Annotated in this window: 17 protein-coding genes; 8 read left to right on the forward strand and 9 right to left on the reverse strand. The window is 70.4% G+C overall.

Features of this window, described 5'->3' with window-relative positions:
* Positions 1-19: 19 nt before the first annotated feature.
* The gene (locus NJ4_RS02985; protein WP_067429911.1) at positions 20-481 is read right to left on the reverse strand and encodes an NfeD family protein; all 462 of its coding nucleotides are present in this window, start codon (positions 479-481) and stop codon (positions 20-22) included.
* A 9-nt stretch (positions 482-490) separates the two neighbouring features.
* The gene (locus NJ4_RS02990; protein ID WP_067429914.1) at positions 491-1,291 is read right to left on the reverse strand and encodes an ABC transporter ATP-binding protein; all 801 of its coding nucleotides are present in this window, start codon (positions 1,289-1,291) and stop codon (positions 491-493) included.
* Between the two features lie 38 nt (positions 1,292-1,329).
* On the opposite strand from NJ4_RS02990, the gene NJ4_RS02995 reads away from it, so the two are divergent.
* Both NJ4_RS02995 and serB read left to right on the forward strand, forming a co-directional pair.
* The gene (locus NJ4_RS02995; RefSeq protein ID WP_067429916.1) at positions 1,330-2,067 is read left to right on the forward strand and encodes a hypothetical protein; all 738 of its coding nucleotides are present in this window, start codon (positions 1,330-1,332) and stop codon (positions 2,065-2,067) included.
* Between the two features lie 49 nt (positions 2,068-2,116).
* Positions 2,117-3,352 carry a phosphoserine phosphatase SerB gene (gene serB / locus NJ4_RS03000; protein WP_067429918.1) on the forward strand — a complete coding sequence of 412 codons (1,236 nt, stop codon included), beginning with the start codon at positions 2,117-2,119 and terminating at the stop codon, positions 3,350-3,352.
* Positions 3,353-3,373: 21 nt separating this feature from the next.
* On the opposite strand, the gene NJ4_RS03005 is transcribed toward serB, so the two are convergent.
* Positions 3,374-3,862 (reverse strand): SixA phosphatase family protein, encoded by a 489-nt coding sequence (locus tag NJ4_RS03005; RefSeq protein ID WP_067430041.1) that lies wholly within the window; start codon positions 3,860-3,862, stop codon positions 3,374-3,376.
* Between the two features lie 63 nt (positions 3,863-3,925).
* Here NJ4_RS03005 and NJ4_RS03010 point away from each other — a divergent pair, with 63 nt between their 5' ends.
* From NJ4_RS03010 to NJ4_RS03020, 3 genes are read left to right on the forward strand one after another with little or no spacing between them, the layout of a single operon-like run.
* The gene (locus tag NJ4_RS03010) at positions 3,926-4,942 is read left to right on the forward strand and encodes a cyanophycinase (RefSeq protein ID WP_082748119.1); all 1,017 of its coding nucleotides are present in this window, start codon (positions 3,926-3,928) and stop codon (positions 4,940-4,942) included.
* The gene (cphA, locus tag NJ4_RS03015; protein ID WP_067429920.1) at positions 4,939-7,734 is read left to right on the forward strand and encodes a cyanophycin synthetase; all 2,796 of its coding nucleotides are present in this window, start codon (positions 4,939-4,941) and stop codon (positions 7,732-7,734) included. Before NJ4_RS03010 ends, cphA begins: the two co-directional genes overlap by 4 nt.
* Positions 7,735-7,741: 7 nt before the next feature.
* The gene (locus NJ4_RS03020; RefSeq protein ID WP_067429923.1) at positions 7,742-8,101 is read left to right on the forward strand and encodes a cupin domain-containing protein; all 360 of its coding nucleotides are present in this window, start codon (positions 7,742-7,744) and stop codon (positions 8,099-8,101) included.
* 20 nt (positions 8,102-8,121) lie between these two features.
* Here NJ4_RS03020 and NJ4_RS03025 read toward each other — a convergent pair whose 3' ends face one another.
* From NJ4_RS03025 to NJ4_RS03040, 4 genes are read right to left on the reverse strand one after another with little or no spacing between them, the layout of a single operon-like run.
* Positions 8,122-9,807 carry a Mur ligase family protein gene (locus tag NJ4_RS03025; protein WP_245644421.1) on the reverse strand — a complete coding sequence of 562 codons (1,686 nt, stop codon included), beginning with the start codon at positions 9,805-9,807 and terminating at the stop codon, positions 8,122-8,124.
* Positions 9,808-9,825: 18 nt separating this feature from the next.
* Entirely contained in the window at positions 9,826-10,596 is a 771-nt protein-coding gene (fabI, locus tag NJ4_RS03030) for an enoyl-ACP reductase FabI (RefSeq protein WP_067429926.1), read from the reverse strand.
* A gap of 46 nt (positions 10,597-10,642) precedes the next feature.
* Positions 10,643-11,347 (reverse strand): beta-ketoacyl-ACP reductase, encoded by a 705-nt coding sequence (fabG, locus tag NJ4_RS03035; protein ID WP_067429929.1) that lies wholly within the window; start codon positions 11,345-11,347, stop codon positions 10,643-10,645.
* A 58-nt stretch (positions 11,348-11,405) separates the two neighbouring features.
* A complete protein-coding gene (locus NJ4_RS03040) occupies positions 11,406-11,618 on the reverse strand; it encodes a dodecin (RefSeq protein ID WP_067429932.1) in 213 nt (70 codons plus the stop codon).
* A gap of 64 nt (positions 11,619-11,682) precedes the next feature.
* On the opposite strand from NJ4_RS03040, the gene NJ4_RS03045 reads away from it, so the two are divergent.
* A complete protein-coding gene (locus tag NJ4_RS03045) occupies positions 11,683-12,009 on the forward strand; it encodes a DUF3099 domain-containing protein (protein WP_067429935.1) in 327 nt (108 codons plus the stop codon).
* A 105-nt stretch (positions 12,010-12,114) separates the two neighbouring features.
* On the forward strand, positions 12,115-12,312 hold the full coding sequence (locus tag NJ4_RS03050) for an acetone carboxylase (protein ID WP_067429938.1): 198 nt from the start codon (positions 12,115-12,117) through the stop codon (positions 12,310-12,312).
* Between the two features lie 27 nt (positions 12,313-12,339).
* On the opposite strand, the gene moaA is transcribed toward NJ4_RS03050, so the two are convergent.
* Positions 12,340-13,332, reverse strand: a complete 993-nt coding sequence (gene moaA, locus NJ4_RS03055) for a GTP 3',8-cyclase MoaA (protein ID WP_067429940.1) — start codon at positions 13,330-13,332, stop codon at positions 12,340-12,342.
* A 68-nt stretch (positions 13,333-13,400) separates the two neighbouring features.
* On the opposite strand from moaA, the gene NJ4_RS03060 reads away from it, so the two are divergent.
* Positions 13,401-14,213, forward strand: a complete 813-nt coding sequence (locus tag NJ4_RS03060; RefSeq protein WP_067429943.1) for an SURF1 family cytochrome oxidase biogenesis protein — start codon at positions 13,401-13,403, stop codon at positions 14,211-14,213.
* On the opposite strand, the gene NJ4_RS03065 is transcribed toward NJ4_RS03060, so the two are convergent.
* A partial coding sequence (locus tag NJ4_RS03065) for an SDR family oxidoreductase (RefSeq protein ID WP_157550636.1) occupies positions 14,145-14,630 on the reverse strand: 486 nt, incomplete at its 5' end. The two genes, NJ4_RS03060 and NJ4_RS03065, sit on opposite strands and share 69 nt — an antisense overlap.

Genomic DNA, 14,630 nt, shown 5'->3' on the forward strand with positions numbered 1-14,630 from the left:
CAAACAGGTCTTGTGCGGCTCAGGGCTCGAGCCGCGGCACCGGGTGGACGTAGGCCGTGGCTCCCTTGATCTGGAGCACCTCGACGGTCTCCCCGGGTTCGATCACGATGGTCTCGTCGTACGGTCGGGCGGTCCACTCCTCGCCGGCGAGCTTGATGCGACCGGACTCCTGCTCGGTGATGCGGGCGAGTACGACGCCCTGGTGACCGACGAGCTTGCCGTGGCCCAGCGACAGCTCCGGACCGGAGTGCAGCCTCTTCAGCGCACTCGGGCGCACCAGCGCCAGCGCCGCAACGGAGGCGATCGCGAACAGCAGCACCTGCAGCACCAGCGGCGCCCCGAGCAGCGCGGCGATGACACCCACCCCGGCACCGGCGGCGAGCATGAGCAGGATGAGGTCCATGCTGAACAGCTCGGCGACACCGAGAAGGATGGTCAGACCCAACCAGGTCTCCCACGCATGATCCCGCAACCAGTCCATGTCCGGAGCCTAGCCCGCGTGCCGTCGACTTCGACGACGGGCGGCGTACCTGCCGTCCTCCAGTCGCACCTGCAGGGCCATCCCGAACGTGGCACTGAGCAGCTCCTCGCTGATCACCCGCTCGACCGGCCCGGCCGCCACGACCCGTCCCTCACGCAGCAGCAGGGCGTGGGTGAAGCCCGGGGGGATCTCCTCGACGTGGTGCGAGATCAGCACGGTCGCGGGGGCGAGCTCGTCCTGCGCCAGCACCGACAGGGTCGAGACGAGGTCCTCGCGTCCGCCCAGGTCGAGGCCCGCAGCGGGCTCGTCGAGCAGCAGCAGCTCGGGGTCGGTCATCAGCGCCCGGGCGATCTGCACCCGCTTCCGCTCCCCCTCGCTCAGCGTGCCGAACGTGCGGTCCAGCAGAGGCTTGGCGCCGAGCTCGACGAGCAGCTGCTCCGCACGCCCGTGGTCGAGGGAGTCGTACTCCTCACGCCAGCGCCCGAGGACGCCGTACGACGCGGAGACCACGACGTCGCGGACCAGCTCGGTGCGCGGGATGCGTTCGGCGATGGCCGCGGAGGTCAGCCCGATCCGGGGTCGCAGCTCGAACACGTCGATCGTGCCGAGCACCTCGTCGAGGATGCCGGCGACACCGGACGTCGGGTGGATCTGAGCGGCAGCGACCTGGATCAGCGTGGTCTTGCCGGCCCCGTTGGGCCCGAGGATCACCCAACGCTCGTCCTCCTCGACCGTCCAGTTGATGCCGTCGAGCAACGTGGCCCCGCCACGGCGCACCGTCACCTCGGCGAACTCAAGTACGGCGGTCATGCCACGCACCCTATCCACCCGGCGTAGGCTCCCGCGGCATGGCACCGGCACTCCCGATCGACTCGGCCCGCATGGCCTGGTGGCTGTCAGCGTGGCTGCGTGGGAATGCCACCCCCGACGACGTCCGCGACGCGGTGCTCGACGGCGATGCCGCCCATGACCTCAGCGGCCTGCCGGGCGCGGACGGCACCACGTCACTGCTGCTCAGCCTGGGCGCGATCAGACGCAGCGGTGCCCGTTCCGCCGGTCTCGCCCTGCCTGCCCCCGGCCATCCCACCGGCCTCGGCGGCCCGTCCGACTTCAACGCCGCCGCACTGGAGTCCGGCGAGGCCGTGCTGCTCGAAGGTGCCGACCTCGGCCTCGTGCCCGCTCGCGCCGGTGCCGGCGTGGTCTGGCAGGTGCTGCCCGCCGGCCGACGCGCGATCGACGACCTCGGTGAGGCCGACCGTGGCCTGAGAGCGACGGTCGCCGCCACCGCGACAGCACTCGTCGACCTCGATGTCGCCCGGTGGCGACCCGAGGTGGCCGACGAGCTGATGAACCTGCGGCACGTGCCGACGTACGACGCCCCCGAGGGGACCCCGCCGCGTGCCGTCTCCCTGGCCGGACGCGCGCTCCAGGCCCTGGGCATCGTCGAGCTGGCCGGCGAGGACCACGGCGGCGCAATGTCGGCCCACGAGATGGCGCGACGCAGCGACGCACTGCTCCCCCTGGAGCTCGCCGCACGCCGGGCCATGGTCGCGGCCTGCTCGCCCGAGGTGTGGCCGCCCGCCTGACGAACTGGTGGACGACTCGTCACCCAACGGGGATAGCCTCGGCCCTGACATGAATGCGCCTGACACGAGTGACCCCACCGGTCCGCCGAAGACCCTGCTCATCACGCTCACGGGCAAGGACCGCCCGGGCGTGACCTCCGCCGTGTTCTCCACGCTCGCCACGGCTGGCGTGGAGGTGATCGACATCGAGCAGATCGTGCTGCGGCGCCGCCTGGTGCTCGGTGTCCTGGTGAGTGCCCCCCGCGAGTGGAAGCGGCTGCGCGACGCGGTCGCCCAGGTCGGCACCGACCTCGGCATGCAGGTCGAGGTCGACCGAGGTGTCGGCGACAACAAGGCCCGGCGCGACGGGCGCAGCCATGTCACCGTCATCGGCGCACCCCTGCGCGCTGCGGCGATGGCCGCGATGACCGGGCGCATCGCCGACTCGGGCGGCAACATCGACCGCATCGAGCGGATGGCCCGCTATCCCGTGACCGCCATCGAGCTGCACGTCTCCGGCGTCGCCACCGAGACGCTGCGCGCCGGGCTGGTCAGGGAGGCCGCCACGCAGGGCGTGGACGTCGCCGTGCAACCGGCGAACCTCCTGCGCCGCGGCATGCGTCTGATCGTGATGGACGTCGACTCCACCCTGGTCCAGGGTGAGGTCATCGAGATGCTCGCCGCCCACGCCGGGTGTGAGCCCGAGGTGGCCCGGGTCACCGAGCAGGCGATGCGCGGCGAGCTGGACTTCGCCGACTCACTGCGTGGCCGCGTCGCCCTGCTGGAAGGCGTCGATGCCCGCGCCCTCGACCGGGTCTACGAGGGCATCGTCTTCGCACCGGGTGCTCGCACGATGATCCGCACGCTCAAGCGACTGGGCTACCGGTTCGCGATGGTCTCGGGTGGCTTCAGCCAGATCACCGACCGGATCGCCGCCGACCTGGGCTTCGACTTCGCCCACGCCAACGAGCTCGAGATCGCCGACGGCCGACTCACCGGTCGCATCGTCGGCGACGTCGTCGACCGTGCCGGCAAGGCCGCCGCCCTGCGCCGGTTCGCTGCCGAGGTGGGGGTGACCGAGGAGTCGGTCATCGCGATCGGCGACGGCGCCAACGACCTCGACATGCTCAACGCCGCCGGCCTGGGCATCGCCTACAACGCGAAGCCGGTCGTGCAGCAGGCCGCCGACACCGCGGTCAACGTGCCCTACCTCGACGCGATCATGTATCTGTTGGGCATCTCACGCGAGGAGATCGAGGCGGCCGACGCTGCGGTCGGGATCGTCACCCCGGCGCCACCGGTCTGAAGGCTCGACCCGCGGCTGGACTCAACCGCCCCGCGGCACGTGGAAGCTGGCCAGACGGGCGGCCCCGGGCGCGAGGTCGACCCAACCGCCCTCGAACGTGAACACCGCCGTCGCGCAGGTCGGGAAGCCGGCGATCATGCCGGTGGAGGCCTCGACGTCACCGTCGCCGTCGTCCAACGACTGGGCGAGCAGCCCCATCGTCGGGTTGTGACCGATCACGATCAGGGTGCCCACCTCGTCCGCCGTGCTCCGGATCAGGTCGAGAGCCGAGTCGGGCTCGGCGGCGTACAACGCGTCACTCGAGTCGAGCCGACAGTTCAGCCCCGCCGCCGAGGAGACCTCCTGCCACGTGCTCGTCGTCCGTGTCGCGGAGGAGATCAGGGCTGCGTCGGGGACGATCCGCGCCTCGCGCAACCACTCGCCCGCCAGGGCCGCGTCGCGGCGACCACCGGCGGTCAGATCCCGTGCGTGGTCGGTCACGGCGGCCGGCTCCGCCTTGGCGTGTCTCATGATGACGAGGATCCGGGAAGTCGTGTGCACGCGCCCATGTTGGCACCGGCTAGCCTGCCTGTCATGCCGACGGAGCCGGAGCAGACCATCGAATCCACCACACCCGGACCCCTGATGATCGTCGGGGGCGCCGAGGACAAGCTGCGCAGGCGTTCGGTCCTCACCGAGTTCGTGCGGGCCAGCGGCGGCGCGGAGGCGAAGATCGCCGTGATCGCGACCGCCTCGTCACTCGGCCCAGAGATCGTCGAGGTGTACGACGCCCTCTTCCGCAGGCTGGGCGCGGCCGAGGTCGTCTCGGTGCGTCCGGAGACCAGGGATCAGTCGCACGACGCCGAGTTCGTGGAGGCGCTGGCCGACGTGACCGGCATCTTCATGACCGGCGGCAACCAGCTCAAGCTCTCAGGTGCAATCTGCGGAACCCCGTTCGGCGAAGCCATCCATGCGGCGCGCCGTCGTGGTGCCGTGATCGCGGGCACGTCGGCCGGCGCGAGCATCCAGTCCTCGCACATGGTCGCGTTCGGCACCGGCGGGGCCACCGCGAAGCAGCGGATGACGCAGGTCGCGGCCGGGCTCGGGCTGATCGAGAACTCCGTGATCGACCAGCACTTCGAGCAGCGCAACCGCTACGGCCGGTTGCTGATGATCGTGGCCCAGTCGCCGCAGCTGCTCGGCATGGGGGTCGACGAGGACACCGCGGCCGTGGTCACCGTCGAGGACGGTCACGAGGTGCTGCGCGTGATCGGCAAAGGGGCGGTGACCATCTTCGACCCGAGCCAGATCGTCACCAACGCGCACGAGGCACCCCGGTCCTCACCCCTGCTCACCTCCGGCGTCGTCCTGCACGTGCTCCCACAAGGTGCCACCTTCGACCTGACGACACGTTCGCTGGTGCCCAAGCCCGCCGTGGCCGACGAGGCGGAGGCGGCCGAGATCGCGGAGGCCGGTCGCGACCTCCGCAAGCTGGCTCGCGACATCGCGGCCGGAGACGTGTCGCCCACGGTCCTGAGGCGTCGTCGGAGCAGACGACGGGCGAGTGCCCACAACCCCACCATCCACGACGAGACGGAAGCGAGCTCATGACCGAAACTCCCCTGGCGGGTGGACGCCCGACCGCTGACCTGGCCATCGTCGAGACCCGCGTCTACCGTGGCGCGAACATCTGGTCCTACGACCGCTCGATCCATCTGGTCGTCGACCTCGGTTCCCTGGAGCAGTTCCCGACCAACACGATCCCCGGTTTCACCGACAACATCCTCCAGATGCTGCCCGGCCTGCGTGAGCACTCCTGCTCCCGCGGCCGCCGCGGCGGCTTCGTCGAACGGCTCAACGAGGGCACCTGGCTGGGCCACGTCGCCGAGCACACCGCGCTCGCCCTGCAGCAGGTGGTCGGCCACGACATCCGCCGCGGCAAGACCCGGCAGGTCAAGGGCAGGCCCGGGCACTACAACGTGATCTTCGGCTATGTCGACGAGCAGGTCGGCCTGGCCGCCGCACGCTTGGCCGTACGCCTGGTCAACCACCTCGTCGAGGCCGACCCGGAGTTCGACTGGGACAACGAGCTGGAGGCGTTCATCAAGCGCGCCGAACGCACCGCGTTCGGTCCGTCCACGCAGGCCATCGTCGACGAGGCCGTCTCGCGCGACATCCCGTGGCTGCGACTGAACCAGCACTCGCTGGTCCAGCTCGGCCAGGGCGTGCACGCCAAGCGGATCCGGGCCACGATGACCTCGGAGACCAGCTCGATCGCGGTCGACATCGCCAGCGACAAGGACCTCACCACACGCTTGCTCGGTGCCGCCGGCCTGCCCGTCCCCAAGCAGGAGTCCGTGCGTACGGCGGACCAGGCGGTCACGGTCGCCAACCGCATCGGCTACCCCGTCGTCGTGAAGCCGCTCGACGGCAACCACGGCCGCGGCGTCTGCCTCGACCTCGAGAGCGAGGACGACGTCCGCGAGGCGTTCCCGATCGCCAAGGACCAGTCCCGGCGGGGCTGGGTGATCGTCGAGTCGATGGTCACCGGCAAGGACTACCGCTGCCTGATCATCGATGGCCGGCTGGTCGCCGTGGCCGAGCGCGTCCCGGCCGGTGTCACCGGCGACGGCACCAGCTCGATCGAGCACCTGGTCGAGATGGCCAACGCCGACCCGCGGCGCGGCGTCGGCCACGAGAAGGTGCTCACCCGCATCGCCGTCGACGACGCAGCCATCGAGCGAGTCCGCGACCAGGGCTATGAGATGAGCGACGTCCCCGAGGCCGGCGTCCAGGTGAAGCTGGCCCTGACCGGCAACATGTCCACCGGCGGCATCTCGATCGACCGCACCTTCGAGGCGCACCCCGAGAACGTCGAGATCGCCGAGGAGGCCGCACGCATGATCGGCCTCGACATCGCCGGCATCGACTTCATCTGCCCGGACATCACCGAGCCGGTCCGTGAGACCGGTGGCGCGATCTGCGAGGTCAACGCCGCTCCCGGCTTCCGCATGCACACCCATCCGACCATCGGCGAGCCGCAGTTCATCGCCAAGCCCGTGGTCGACATGCTCTTCCCGCCCGGGGCGCCGTCACGGATCCCGATCGTGGCGGTGACCGGCACCAACGGCAAGACCACCACCTCGCGGATGATCTCCCACATCTTCAAGGGCATGGGCCGCAAGGTCGGCATGACCTCGACCGACGGTGTGGTGATCGACGAGCGGCTGCTGATCCGGGCCGACGCGTCCGGACCCCGGTCGGCGCGCATGGTGCTGCAGAACCCGCGGGTCGACTTCGCGGTCTTCGAGGTCGCGCGTGGCGGCATCCTGCGCGAGGGGCTCGGCTACGAGCGCAACGACGTCGCGGTCGTGCTCAACGTGCAGCCCGATCACCTGGGCCTGCGCGGCATCGACACCGTCGAGCAGCTGGCCGACGTGAAGGCGGTCGTGGTCGAGGCGGTGCCGCGCGACGGGCACGCCGTGCTGAACGCCGACGATCCGCTGGTGCGCAACATGCGCCGTCGCTGCTCGGGTCAGATCGTCTGGTTCTCCATGGAGGAACCGGGCACCGAGGCCCGCGAGATGATCGACGCGCACTGCCGTCGGGGTGGCAAGGCGCTGATCCTGGCGCCCTCCGACCGCGGCGAGATGATTCTGGTCAAGCACGGGCGACGCGAGATGCAGTTGGCCTGGACCCACCTGCTCCCGTCCACGTTCGGCGGCCGGGCCCGGATGAACGTGCAGAACGCGATGGCCGCCGCGGCGGCCGCGTTCGCCGCTGGTGCTCCGTTGCACGACATCCGCCAAGGCATGCGCACGTTCTCGACGAACTACTACCAGTCTCCCGGCCGCCTCAACGAGGTCGAGGTCAACGGCGTCAACGTCATCGTCGACTACTGCCACAACGCTCCTGGCATGCGCATGCTCGGCGACTTCGTCGACCGGGTCGGTGAGTCGCTCGAGTCCGCGCACGAGCTGGCCCGCCCCTCGCGCATCGGCGTCATCGCCACCGCGGGCGACCGGCGCGACGAAGACATGCGCGAGCTCGGCGAGATCGCCGCGCGCCACTTCGACGTGGTCGTCGTGCGCGAGGACGTCGCGCTGCGGGGTCGTGAACGCGGCGAGGTCGCCGGCTTCGTGGCCGAGGGCGTACGCCGCGAGATGGAGGTCGGCGCCCGCTGCAAGCAGGTCGAGGTGATCCTCGACGAGACCGACGCGATCCGGCACGCCATGAGCCGGGCCAACCGAGGCGACCTGGTCATCCTCTGTGTCGACAAGCACCCACAGGTGATGGCCGAGCTGGAGACCTGGTCCAACCAGGCCCAGGCCGGGTCGGGTGCGACGGACGACTCCCCCGCCGCCGATCCCGACATCACCTCCGGGTCGACCGAGCGGATCTGACCGACACGTGCGCATCCTCAGCCTGGGCCAGGTCCCGCGGCGCCCCATCGAGTCGCACGGCAGTGTCGGCTTCTCGGTGGGCGCCCTCGGCATCACCGCCGACGCCCACCTGGTCGTCGTACGCCTCGCCGCAGGTGGGGTGATCGGCCGGCATCCCGCTGGCGGCCGCCAGATCCTGGTCGTGATCGAGGGCGACGCGACGGTGAGCGGCAGCGATCAGGTCGAGCAGGAGATCGGGCCCGGCCAGGCAGCGGTCTGGGAGGCGGGCGAGCTCCACGGGACGAGGTCTCGGGCCGGCCTGGTCGGCTTCATCGTCGAGGGCGACGTCGACCTCGACACCCGACCGGGCGCCGTCGACGCCCCCTGACCCGCGCCGGCGGCCAGGGCTCAGGCCTCGGCGGCGCGGACCTTGGCGGCCAGGGTCTCCGCGGAGTCGGCGGTGCCGCCCTTCTCGGCGATCCAGTCGTAGCAGGCCTGCCGCTCGGCGTGGCACATGATGCCGACCACGTCGCCGGGCTGGGCCTGAGCGACCAGCGCCTCCAGCCCCGACACCTCCGTGGGCCAGGACACGATGTGGGTGGCGCCGACCCGCTCGGCACCGGCCCGCATCAACTCGTCGAGCTCCTCCATGGTGCGCCCGCGGAAGTACTTCTCCTTGTGGCAGATCGCGAGCACGTCGGCGTCACGGCCGGCGATCTCGCCGAGCTTCTCGATCAGGTCGTCCTGGCGGTCACCCACCACGCCGAGACCGAGGAGCAGGCGTGCCCCGGGGCGGCGTACGCCGTTCATGATCTCGATCAGCGCTTCCAGGCCGGCCTCGTTGTGGGCGAGGTCCATCACCACCGAGATCTCGCCGACGGAGAAGAAGTTCATCCGCCCGGGGTTGTGCTCCGCGTCGGGGCGGAAGGTGCGCAGCCCCTCGACGACGGTCTCGCGGGGCAGCCCGATCGCCAGCGCCGCGGAGGCCGCGGCCAGGGTGTTCTCGACGTTGAACCGCGACAGTCCGGCCAGCGTCATCGGGACGTCGACCAGCTCGACGAGCGGGTCGGCGTCCTTGCCCGGCTCGATCACCGCCACCCACCCGTCGATGACCGTGGTGGCTCTGCCTCCGGCGTTGAGCGCCTCCCGGATCGCCGGCGAGTCGGGGTCACGGGAGAACACCCACGGCTTGGCCTTGATCACCTGACGCATCGCCAGCACCCGGGGATCGTCGCCGTTGAGCACCGCCCAGCCGTCGGGGCGGGTGATCTGCGGGACCACCGACTTCACCTCCGCGAGCTGGTCGACGGTGTCGATGCCCTGCAGCCCGAGGTGGTCGGCGGTCACGTTGGTCACCACTGAGACGTCGTTGCGGGTCAGGCCGATGCCCTTGAGGAGGATGCCTCCGCGCGCGGTCTCGGTGACCGCCAGCTCGACCTGTTCGTGGGCCAGCACCCGGCCGGCACCCGAAGGCCCTGAGTAGTCGCCGGGTTCGACGAGCTCACCGTCGATGTAGATGCCGTCGGTGTTCGACCAGCCGACCAGCAGTCCCCGGGTGCGGGCGATGTGCGCGATCATCCGGGAGGTCGTGGTCTTGCCGTTGGTGCCGGTGACCGCGACCACGGGGATCTTCGGGCGGATGGTGGTGGGTGCCGGACCCGGCTCCACCGAGGAGAGCCGCTCGGCGACCTCGCTGATCAGCGACTCGATGTCGGCCGACGGCAGACCGTCCAGGACCTCGGCGACTGAGCGGCCCAGGGCCTCCGCACGGGTGCGGTGCCGCCAGGGGAAGGCCACCACGAGCTGGTGCGGGTCGCTCGTCGTACGCACCCGCACCGCGAGCCGCGCCGTGCCTGCCTCACTGGCCACGGACCGGACCAGCCGGGCCACCGCGCGGGCCGCGAACCGCTGCCGGAAACCGGATCCGGCGGCTCCCGGGCGGGCGTTCTTCAGCCCGATCCTGCGGGAGAGACGCGCCGCCCGGTCGTCGGGAGCATCGGCCAGTGCCGCGATGTCGAGGGTCAGCTTGACCGCGGCCCGGGGGAAGTAGAGGTTGGGCCCTTCCAGGATGCGGAGCTCGATGAGTGAGGTCACCCCGGAGACGTTACAGAGTCACGCACCCATGGCGTGGAAGCCCCCGTCGACGTGCACGATCTCGCCGGTGGTGGCCGGGAAGAAGTCCGAGAGCAGGGCGCACACGGCGCGGGCCGTGGGGTCCTGGTCGGTGTTGTCCCAGCCCAGCGGTGCCCGGGTTCCCCACATCTCCTCGAGGTCCCCGAACCCGGGGATGGCCTTGGCAGCCAGCGTGCGCAGCGGGCCGGCGGAGACCAGGTTGCACCGGATGCCGTCGGCGCCGAGGTCGCGAGCCAGATAGCGCGAGGTGGACTCCAGCGAGGCCTTGGCCACGCCCATCCAGTCGTACGCCGGCCAGGCGACGGTCGCGTCGAAGGTCATGCCGACCACGGAGCTCCCGCTGCCCATCAACGGCTTGGCGGCCATCGCGAGCGACTTCAGCGAGTACGCCGAGACCTGCACCGCCTGGGCGACGTCGTTCCAGGGTCCGTCGAGGAACTTGCCCCCGAGCAGGGTCTCGGGGTTGCCGTAGGCGATGGAGTGCACCACGCCGTCAAGTCCGTCGACGTGCTCCGTGACGAGCTCGGGCAGGCGGGCCAGGTGCTCCTCGTCGGTGACGTCGAGCTCGAGCACCGGCGGCTCGACCGGCAGTCTCTTGGCGATGCGCTTGGTGATGCCCAGTGCCCGGCCGAAGTTGGAGATCAGGACGGTGGCGCCCTGTTCCTGGGCGACCTTGGCCACCGCGAATCCGATCGAGCTGTCCATCGTCACGCCGGCGACCAGGATCCGCTTGCCGTCGAGAATGCCCATGCGTCTCACTCCTTGTGTCATGCGAACTGGGGTCGGGGAAGGTGGGTCAGTGGCCCATGCCGAGGCCGCCGTCGACCGGGATGACGGCCCCGGTCACATAGGCACCGCCGTCTCCGGCCAACCAGGTGACCGCGCCGGCCACGTCCTCGACCGCGGCGAACCGGCCGAGCGGGATCTGGGCCTGGTAGGCGGCCTTCTGCTCGTCGGGCAGGACGTCGGTCATCTCCGTCGTGACGAAGCCCGGCGCCACCACGTTGGCCGTGATGGAGCGCGAGCCCAGCTCACGAGCCAGCGACCGGGCCATGCCGACCAGGCCGGACTTGGACGCCGCGTAGTTGACCTGACCCGGCGAACCGAGCAGGCCGACCACGGAGGAGATGAAGATGATCCGGCCACGGCGCAGCCTGAGCATGCCCTTGGCGGCGCGCTTGGCGACCCGGAACGAGCCGGTGAGGTTGGTGGCGATCACCGAGTCCCAGTCGTCGTCGCTCATCCGCAGCACCAGGGTGTCCTTGGTGATGCCGGCATTGGCGACCAGCACCTCGACGGGCCCGTGGGCCTCCTCGATCTGCTTGAACGCCGCGTCGACGGCGGCCGGGTCGGTGATGTCACAGCGCACGTCGAGAGCTCCCTCGGGGGCACCGCCGTTGCGCGTGGTCACGGCGACCTGGTCGCCCTGGTCGATGAACGCCTGGGCGATGGCGCGACCGATGCCGCGGTTGCCGCCGGTGACGAGTACGGATCTGCTCACGCCACTCGACGCTAGTGATTACCGTGGGGTACGCCTAAACGGACGCGCGTGGTCCTGGTCACTCGTCCTCGAGGCGGAAACCGATCTTGAGACCGACCTGGAAGTGCTCGACCTGGCCGTCCTTGGCCTGGCCGCGGACCTGGGTCATCTCGAACCAGTCGATGTGACGCAGCGTCGTGGAGGCACGCTCGATGCCGTTGCGGATGGCCTGGTCGATGCCGTCGGGGGACGTGCCGACGATCTCGGTGACTCGGTAGGTGCGGTTCGACATGGGTGCCTCCAGATGGGGTGAAAGTGCGGACAACTCCTGGAGCCTACCGACGTACGATGGAGGCATGCCACGCAGAGAGCCGGAAGCCGTGCGGATCACCACCGCAGCGCCGGCCCGAGCCGAGGACATCGCCGCTCGGCAGAAGCGCTACCTGATCTCGATGGGGATCCGCACCGCCTGCTTCATCGGCGCCGTCGCGGTCGGGCCCGGCTGGTTGCGTTGGGTGCTGATCGCGGGTGCCGTGTTCCTGCCGTACGTCGCGGTGGTCTTCGCCAACGGCGAGCAGACGCCGAAGGAGGACATGGACCTGCGACCCACGGACTGGTTCGGCCGGGAGCTGTCCGGAGGCTCCTCGGAGCGTCGTCCGACGCCACACGACGGCGACACGTGAGCGCGGATTGGAAACCACGCGGGGTCGTGCAATCATCAACCAGCGATGCCGGACGACCTCCCCCGTGGCCGTCCGGCATCGTCTGTGACGGGACTGGGTGATCACATGGACGACGAGCTGCGCTGCTCCGCGAAGGGGTGTCAGGCCCCGGCGCAGTGGGCCCTGCTCTGGAACAACCCGAAGCTGCACACCCCCGACCGCCGCAAGACCTGGCTGGCCTGTGAGGAGCACAAGCAGTCGCTCAGCGACTTCCTGGGCGCCCGCGGCTTCCTCAAGGACGTCGAGCCGGTCACACAGGACTGAGCCCGGGCGGAGCCGCCTCGCGACGCCTCAGCCGCCGATCGCTGACATCGGCCTGGTCGGCTGGAGGAACGACGGGTCGTTGATGCCGTGGCCGGGAAGCTTGCCCGCGACCGCGCTCACCCAGCGTTGGGCGAGCTCGAGATCGGAGGCCCCGGCGCGCAACGCCGTACGGAGATCGGACTCCTCACGCGCGAACAGGCAGTTGCGCACCTGGCCGTCGGCGGTCAGCCGCACCCGGTCGCAGTCGCCGCAGAACGGGCGCGTGACCGACGCGATGACCCCGACCGTGGCCGGTCCCCCGTCGACGGTGAACAGCTCGGCCGGGGCGCTCCCCCGGGGCTCCTGCGCCGGCGTGAGGGCGAACTCCGCCTCGAGAGCGGCCAGGATCTCGTCGGCGGTGATCATCGTGTCGCGACGCCATCCGTGCTGGGCGTCGAGTGGCATCTGCTCGATGAACCGCAGGTGGTAGTCGTGCTCGATGGCCCAACGCAGCAGCTCGGGGGCCTGGTCGTCGTTGACGCCGCGCAACAGCACGGCGTTGATCTTGACCGGGCCGAGGCCCGCCTCGTGTGCTGCGGCTAGACCGGCGACGACGTCCTGCATGCGGTCTCGGCGGGTGATCTCGGCGAACGTCTCGGCGCGGATCGTGTCGAGGCTGACGTTGACCCGGTCGAGTCCCGCCTCGGCCAGGGCCTTGGCGTTGCGGGCCAGCCCGAGGGCATTGGTGGTCACCGAGATCTCTGGCCGCGGGTCGAGGGCAGCGGTACGCCGCACGATGTCGACCAGGCCGCGGCGCACCAACGGCTCACCACCGGTGAACCTCACCTCGTTCACCCCGAGCATGCCGGTGGCGATGGAGATCAACCGCACCAGCTCGTCATCAGTGAGCACCGAGTCGTCGGGCAGCCACTCCAGCCCTTCGGCGGGCATACAGTAGGAGCACCGCAGGTTGCACCTGTCGGTGAGCGAGACCCGCAGGTCGGTGGCCGCGCGGCCGAATGCGTCGCTCAAGGTCTGCATCACACCATCCTAGTGCGGTGGGCAACCCGATCCGATTCGCGGCCGGGCGCCGGGATAACCTCGATGGCGTGAGATCACTGTCGTTCCTGCTCAGCCGGCGGTGGATCCTCTTCTTCCTGGTGGTCATCGCCCTGGCCTGGTTGGCCTGGCGACTCGGCGAGTGGCAGTTCCACCGGCTCGAGGACCGCAAGGCGTCCAACGCGATCGTGGAGCGCAACACCGCCGGCGATCCGGTGCCGCTCGACGAGGTGATGGCTCCGGGCCGAGCCGTGGACACCGAGCACGAGTGGCGCCTCGTCACGGCCACCGGTGAGTACGACGTCGATGACACGGTGGTGGTGCGCTACCGCACTCGCGACGGCCAGTCCGGCGTCGACATCGTGGTGCCCCTGGTGACGACGTCGGGAACGTCTCTCCTGGTCGACCGGGGATGGATGTCCACCGGCAACAGCGGCGCCCGTCCCGATGACATCCCCGACCCGCCCTCGGGAGAGGTCACCGTGACCGGCTGGGTCCGCAAGGACGCCACCGGGGACTCGACCGACGTGTCCGACCACTCCACGCGAGCCATCTCCAGCAGCCGGCTGGCCGAGGAGCTGGGCATCACGACGTACGGCGGATTCATCGACCTGGAGTCCGAGGACCCCGAAGCCGCTGAACCGCTCGAACAGGCCGAGACTCCCGACCTGAGCAACGGACCGCACTTCTTCTACGGCCTGCAGTGGTGGTTCTTCGGTCTGCTCGCGATCGTCGGCTTCTTCTGGATGGCCTACGACGAGTGGAGCGGCAAGGGCGCCAAGAGGGCCCGGCAGTCACAGGGTGCGAGACATCCCGCCGTCGACCGCAAGAAGAACGCCACTCAGAAAACCCGCCGCGGGTGACATGAGGAAGGCCGCCGTGCGGCCGAACTCCTCCGGCGCTCCGTAGCGACCCAGCGGAATGTCGGCCACGGTGGCGGCCCGTGCGGCCTCCGGGTCACCGGTGCCGGCGTCGAGCTGCTGCACCCGCTCGGTGTCGATGCGCCCGGGCAGCAGCCCGTTGACCCGGATCCCGCGCGGGCCGAGCTCGTCGGCGAGCTGCTTGGCGACCATCGCCAGGCCGGGCCGCAGTCCGTTCGAGATGGCCATGTTGCCCAGGGGCGCCTTGGCGGAGCTGGAGAGCACGAACGTGATCGAGCCGCCCTCCTCGAGTGCCGCCGCGATCTCGCGGGCCACACGCACGGCGCCCAGGAAGACGGACTCGAAGGAACGGGTCCAGTCCTCGTCGCTGGTCTCGGCCACGCTGCCCGCCGGAGGCCC

The sequence above is a fragment of the Nocardioides jensenii JCM 1364 = NBRC 14755 genome, assembly GCF_001552535.1.
GTDB classification, from domain to species: Bacteria; Actinomycetota; Actinomycetes; order Propionibacteriales; family Nocardioidaceae; genus Nocardioides; species Nocardioides jensenii.

Bases quoted from the DNA above. Each gene is read 5' to 3' on its own strand.
- NJ4_RS02985 (WP_067429911.1), bottom strand. From the start codon at position 481: ATGGACTGGTTGCGGGATCATGCGTGGGAGACCTGGTTGGGTCTGACC.
- NJ4_RS02990 (WP_067429914.1), bottom strand. From the start codon at position 1,291: ATGACCGCCGTACTTGAGTTCGCCGAGGTGACGGTGCGCCGTGGCGGG.
- NJ4_RS02995 (WP_067429916.1), top strand. From the start codon at position 1,330: ATGGCACCGGCACTCCCGATCGACTCGGCCCGCATGGCCTGGTGGCTG.
- serB (WP_067429918.1), top strand. From the start codon at position 2,117: ATGAATGCGCCTGACACGAGTGACCCCACCGGTCCGCCGAAGACCCTG.
- NJ4_RS03005 (WP_067430041.1), bottom strand. From the start codon at position 3,862: ATGAGACACGCCAAGGCGGAGCCGGCCGCCGTGACCGACCACGCACGG.
- NJ4_RS03010 (WP_082748119.1), top strand. From the start codon at position 3,926: ATGCCGACGGAGCCGGAGCAGACCATCGAATCCACCACACCCGGACCC.
- cphA (WP_067429920.1), top strand. From the start codon at position 4,939: ATGACCGAAACTCCCCTGGCGGGTGGACGCCCGACCGCTGACCTGGCC.
- fabI (WP_067429926.1), bottom strand. From the start codon at position 10,596: ATGGGCATTCTCGACGGCAAGCGGATCCTGGTCGCCGGCGTGACGATG.
- NJ4_RS03040 (WP_067429932.1), bottom strand. From the start codon at position 11,618: ATGTCGAACCGCACCTACCGAGTCACCGAGATCGTCGGCACGTCCCCC.
- NJ4_RS03045 (WP_067429935.1), top strand. From the start codon at position 11,683: ATGCCACGCAGAGAGCCGGAAGCCGTGCGGATCACCACCGCAGCGCCG.
- NJ4_RS03050 (WP_067429938.1), top strand. From the start codon at position 12,115: ATGGACGACGAGCTGCGCTGCTCCGCGAAGGGGTGTCAGGCCCCGGCG.
- moaA (WP_067429940.1), bottom strand. From the start codon at position 13,332: ATGCAGACCTTGAGCGACGCATTCGGCCGCGCGGCCACCGACCTGCGG.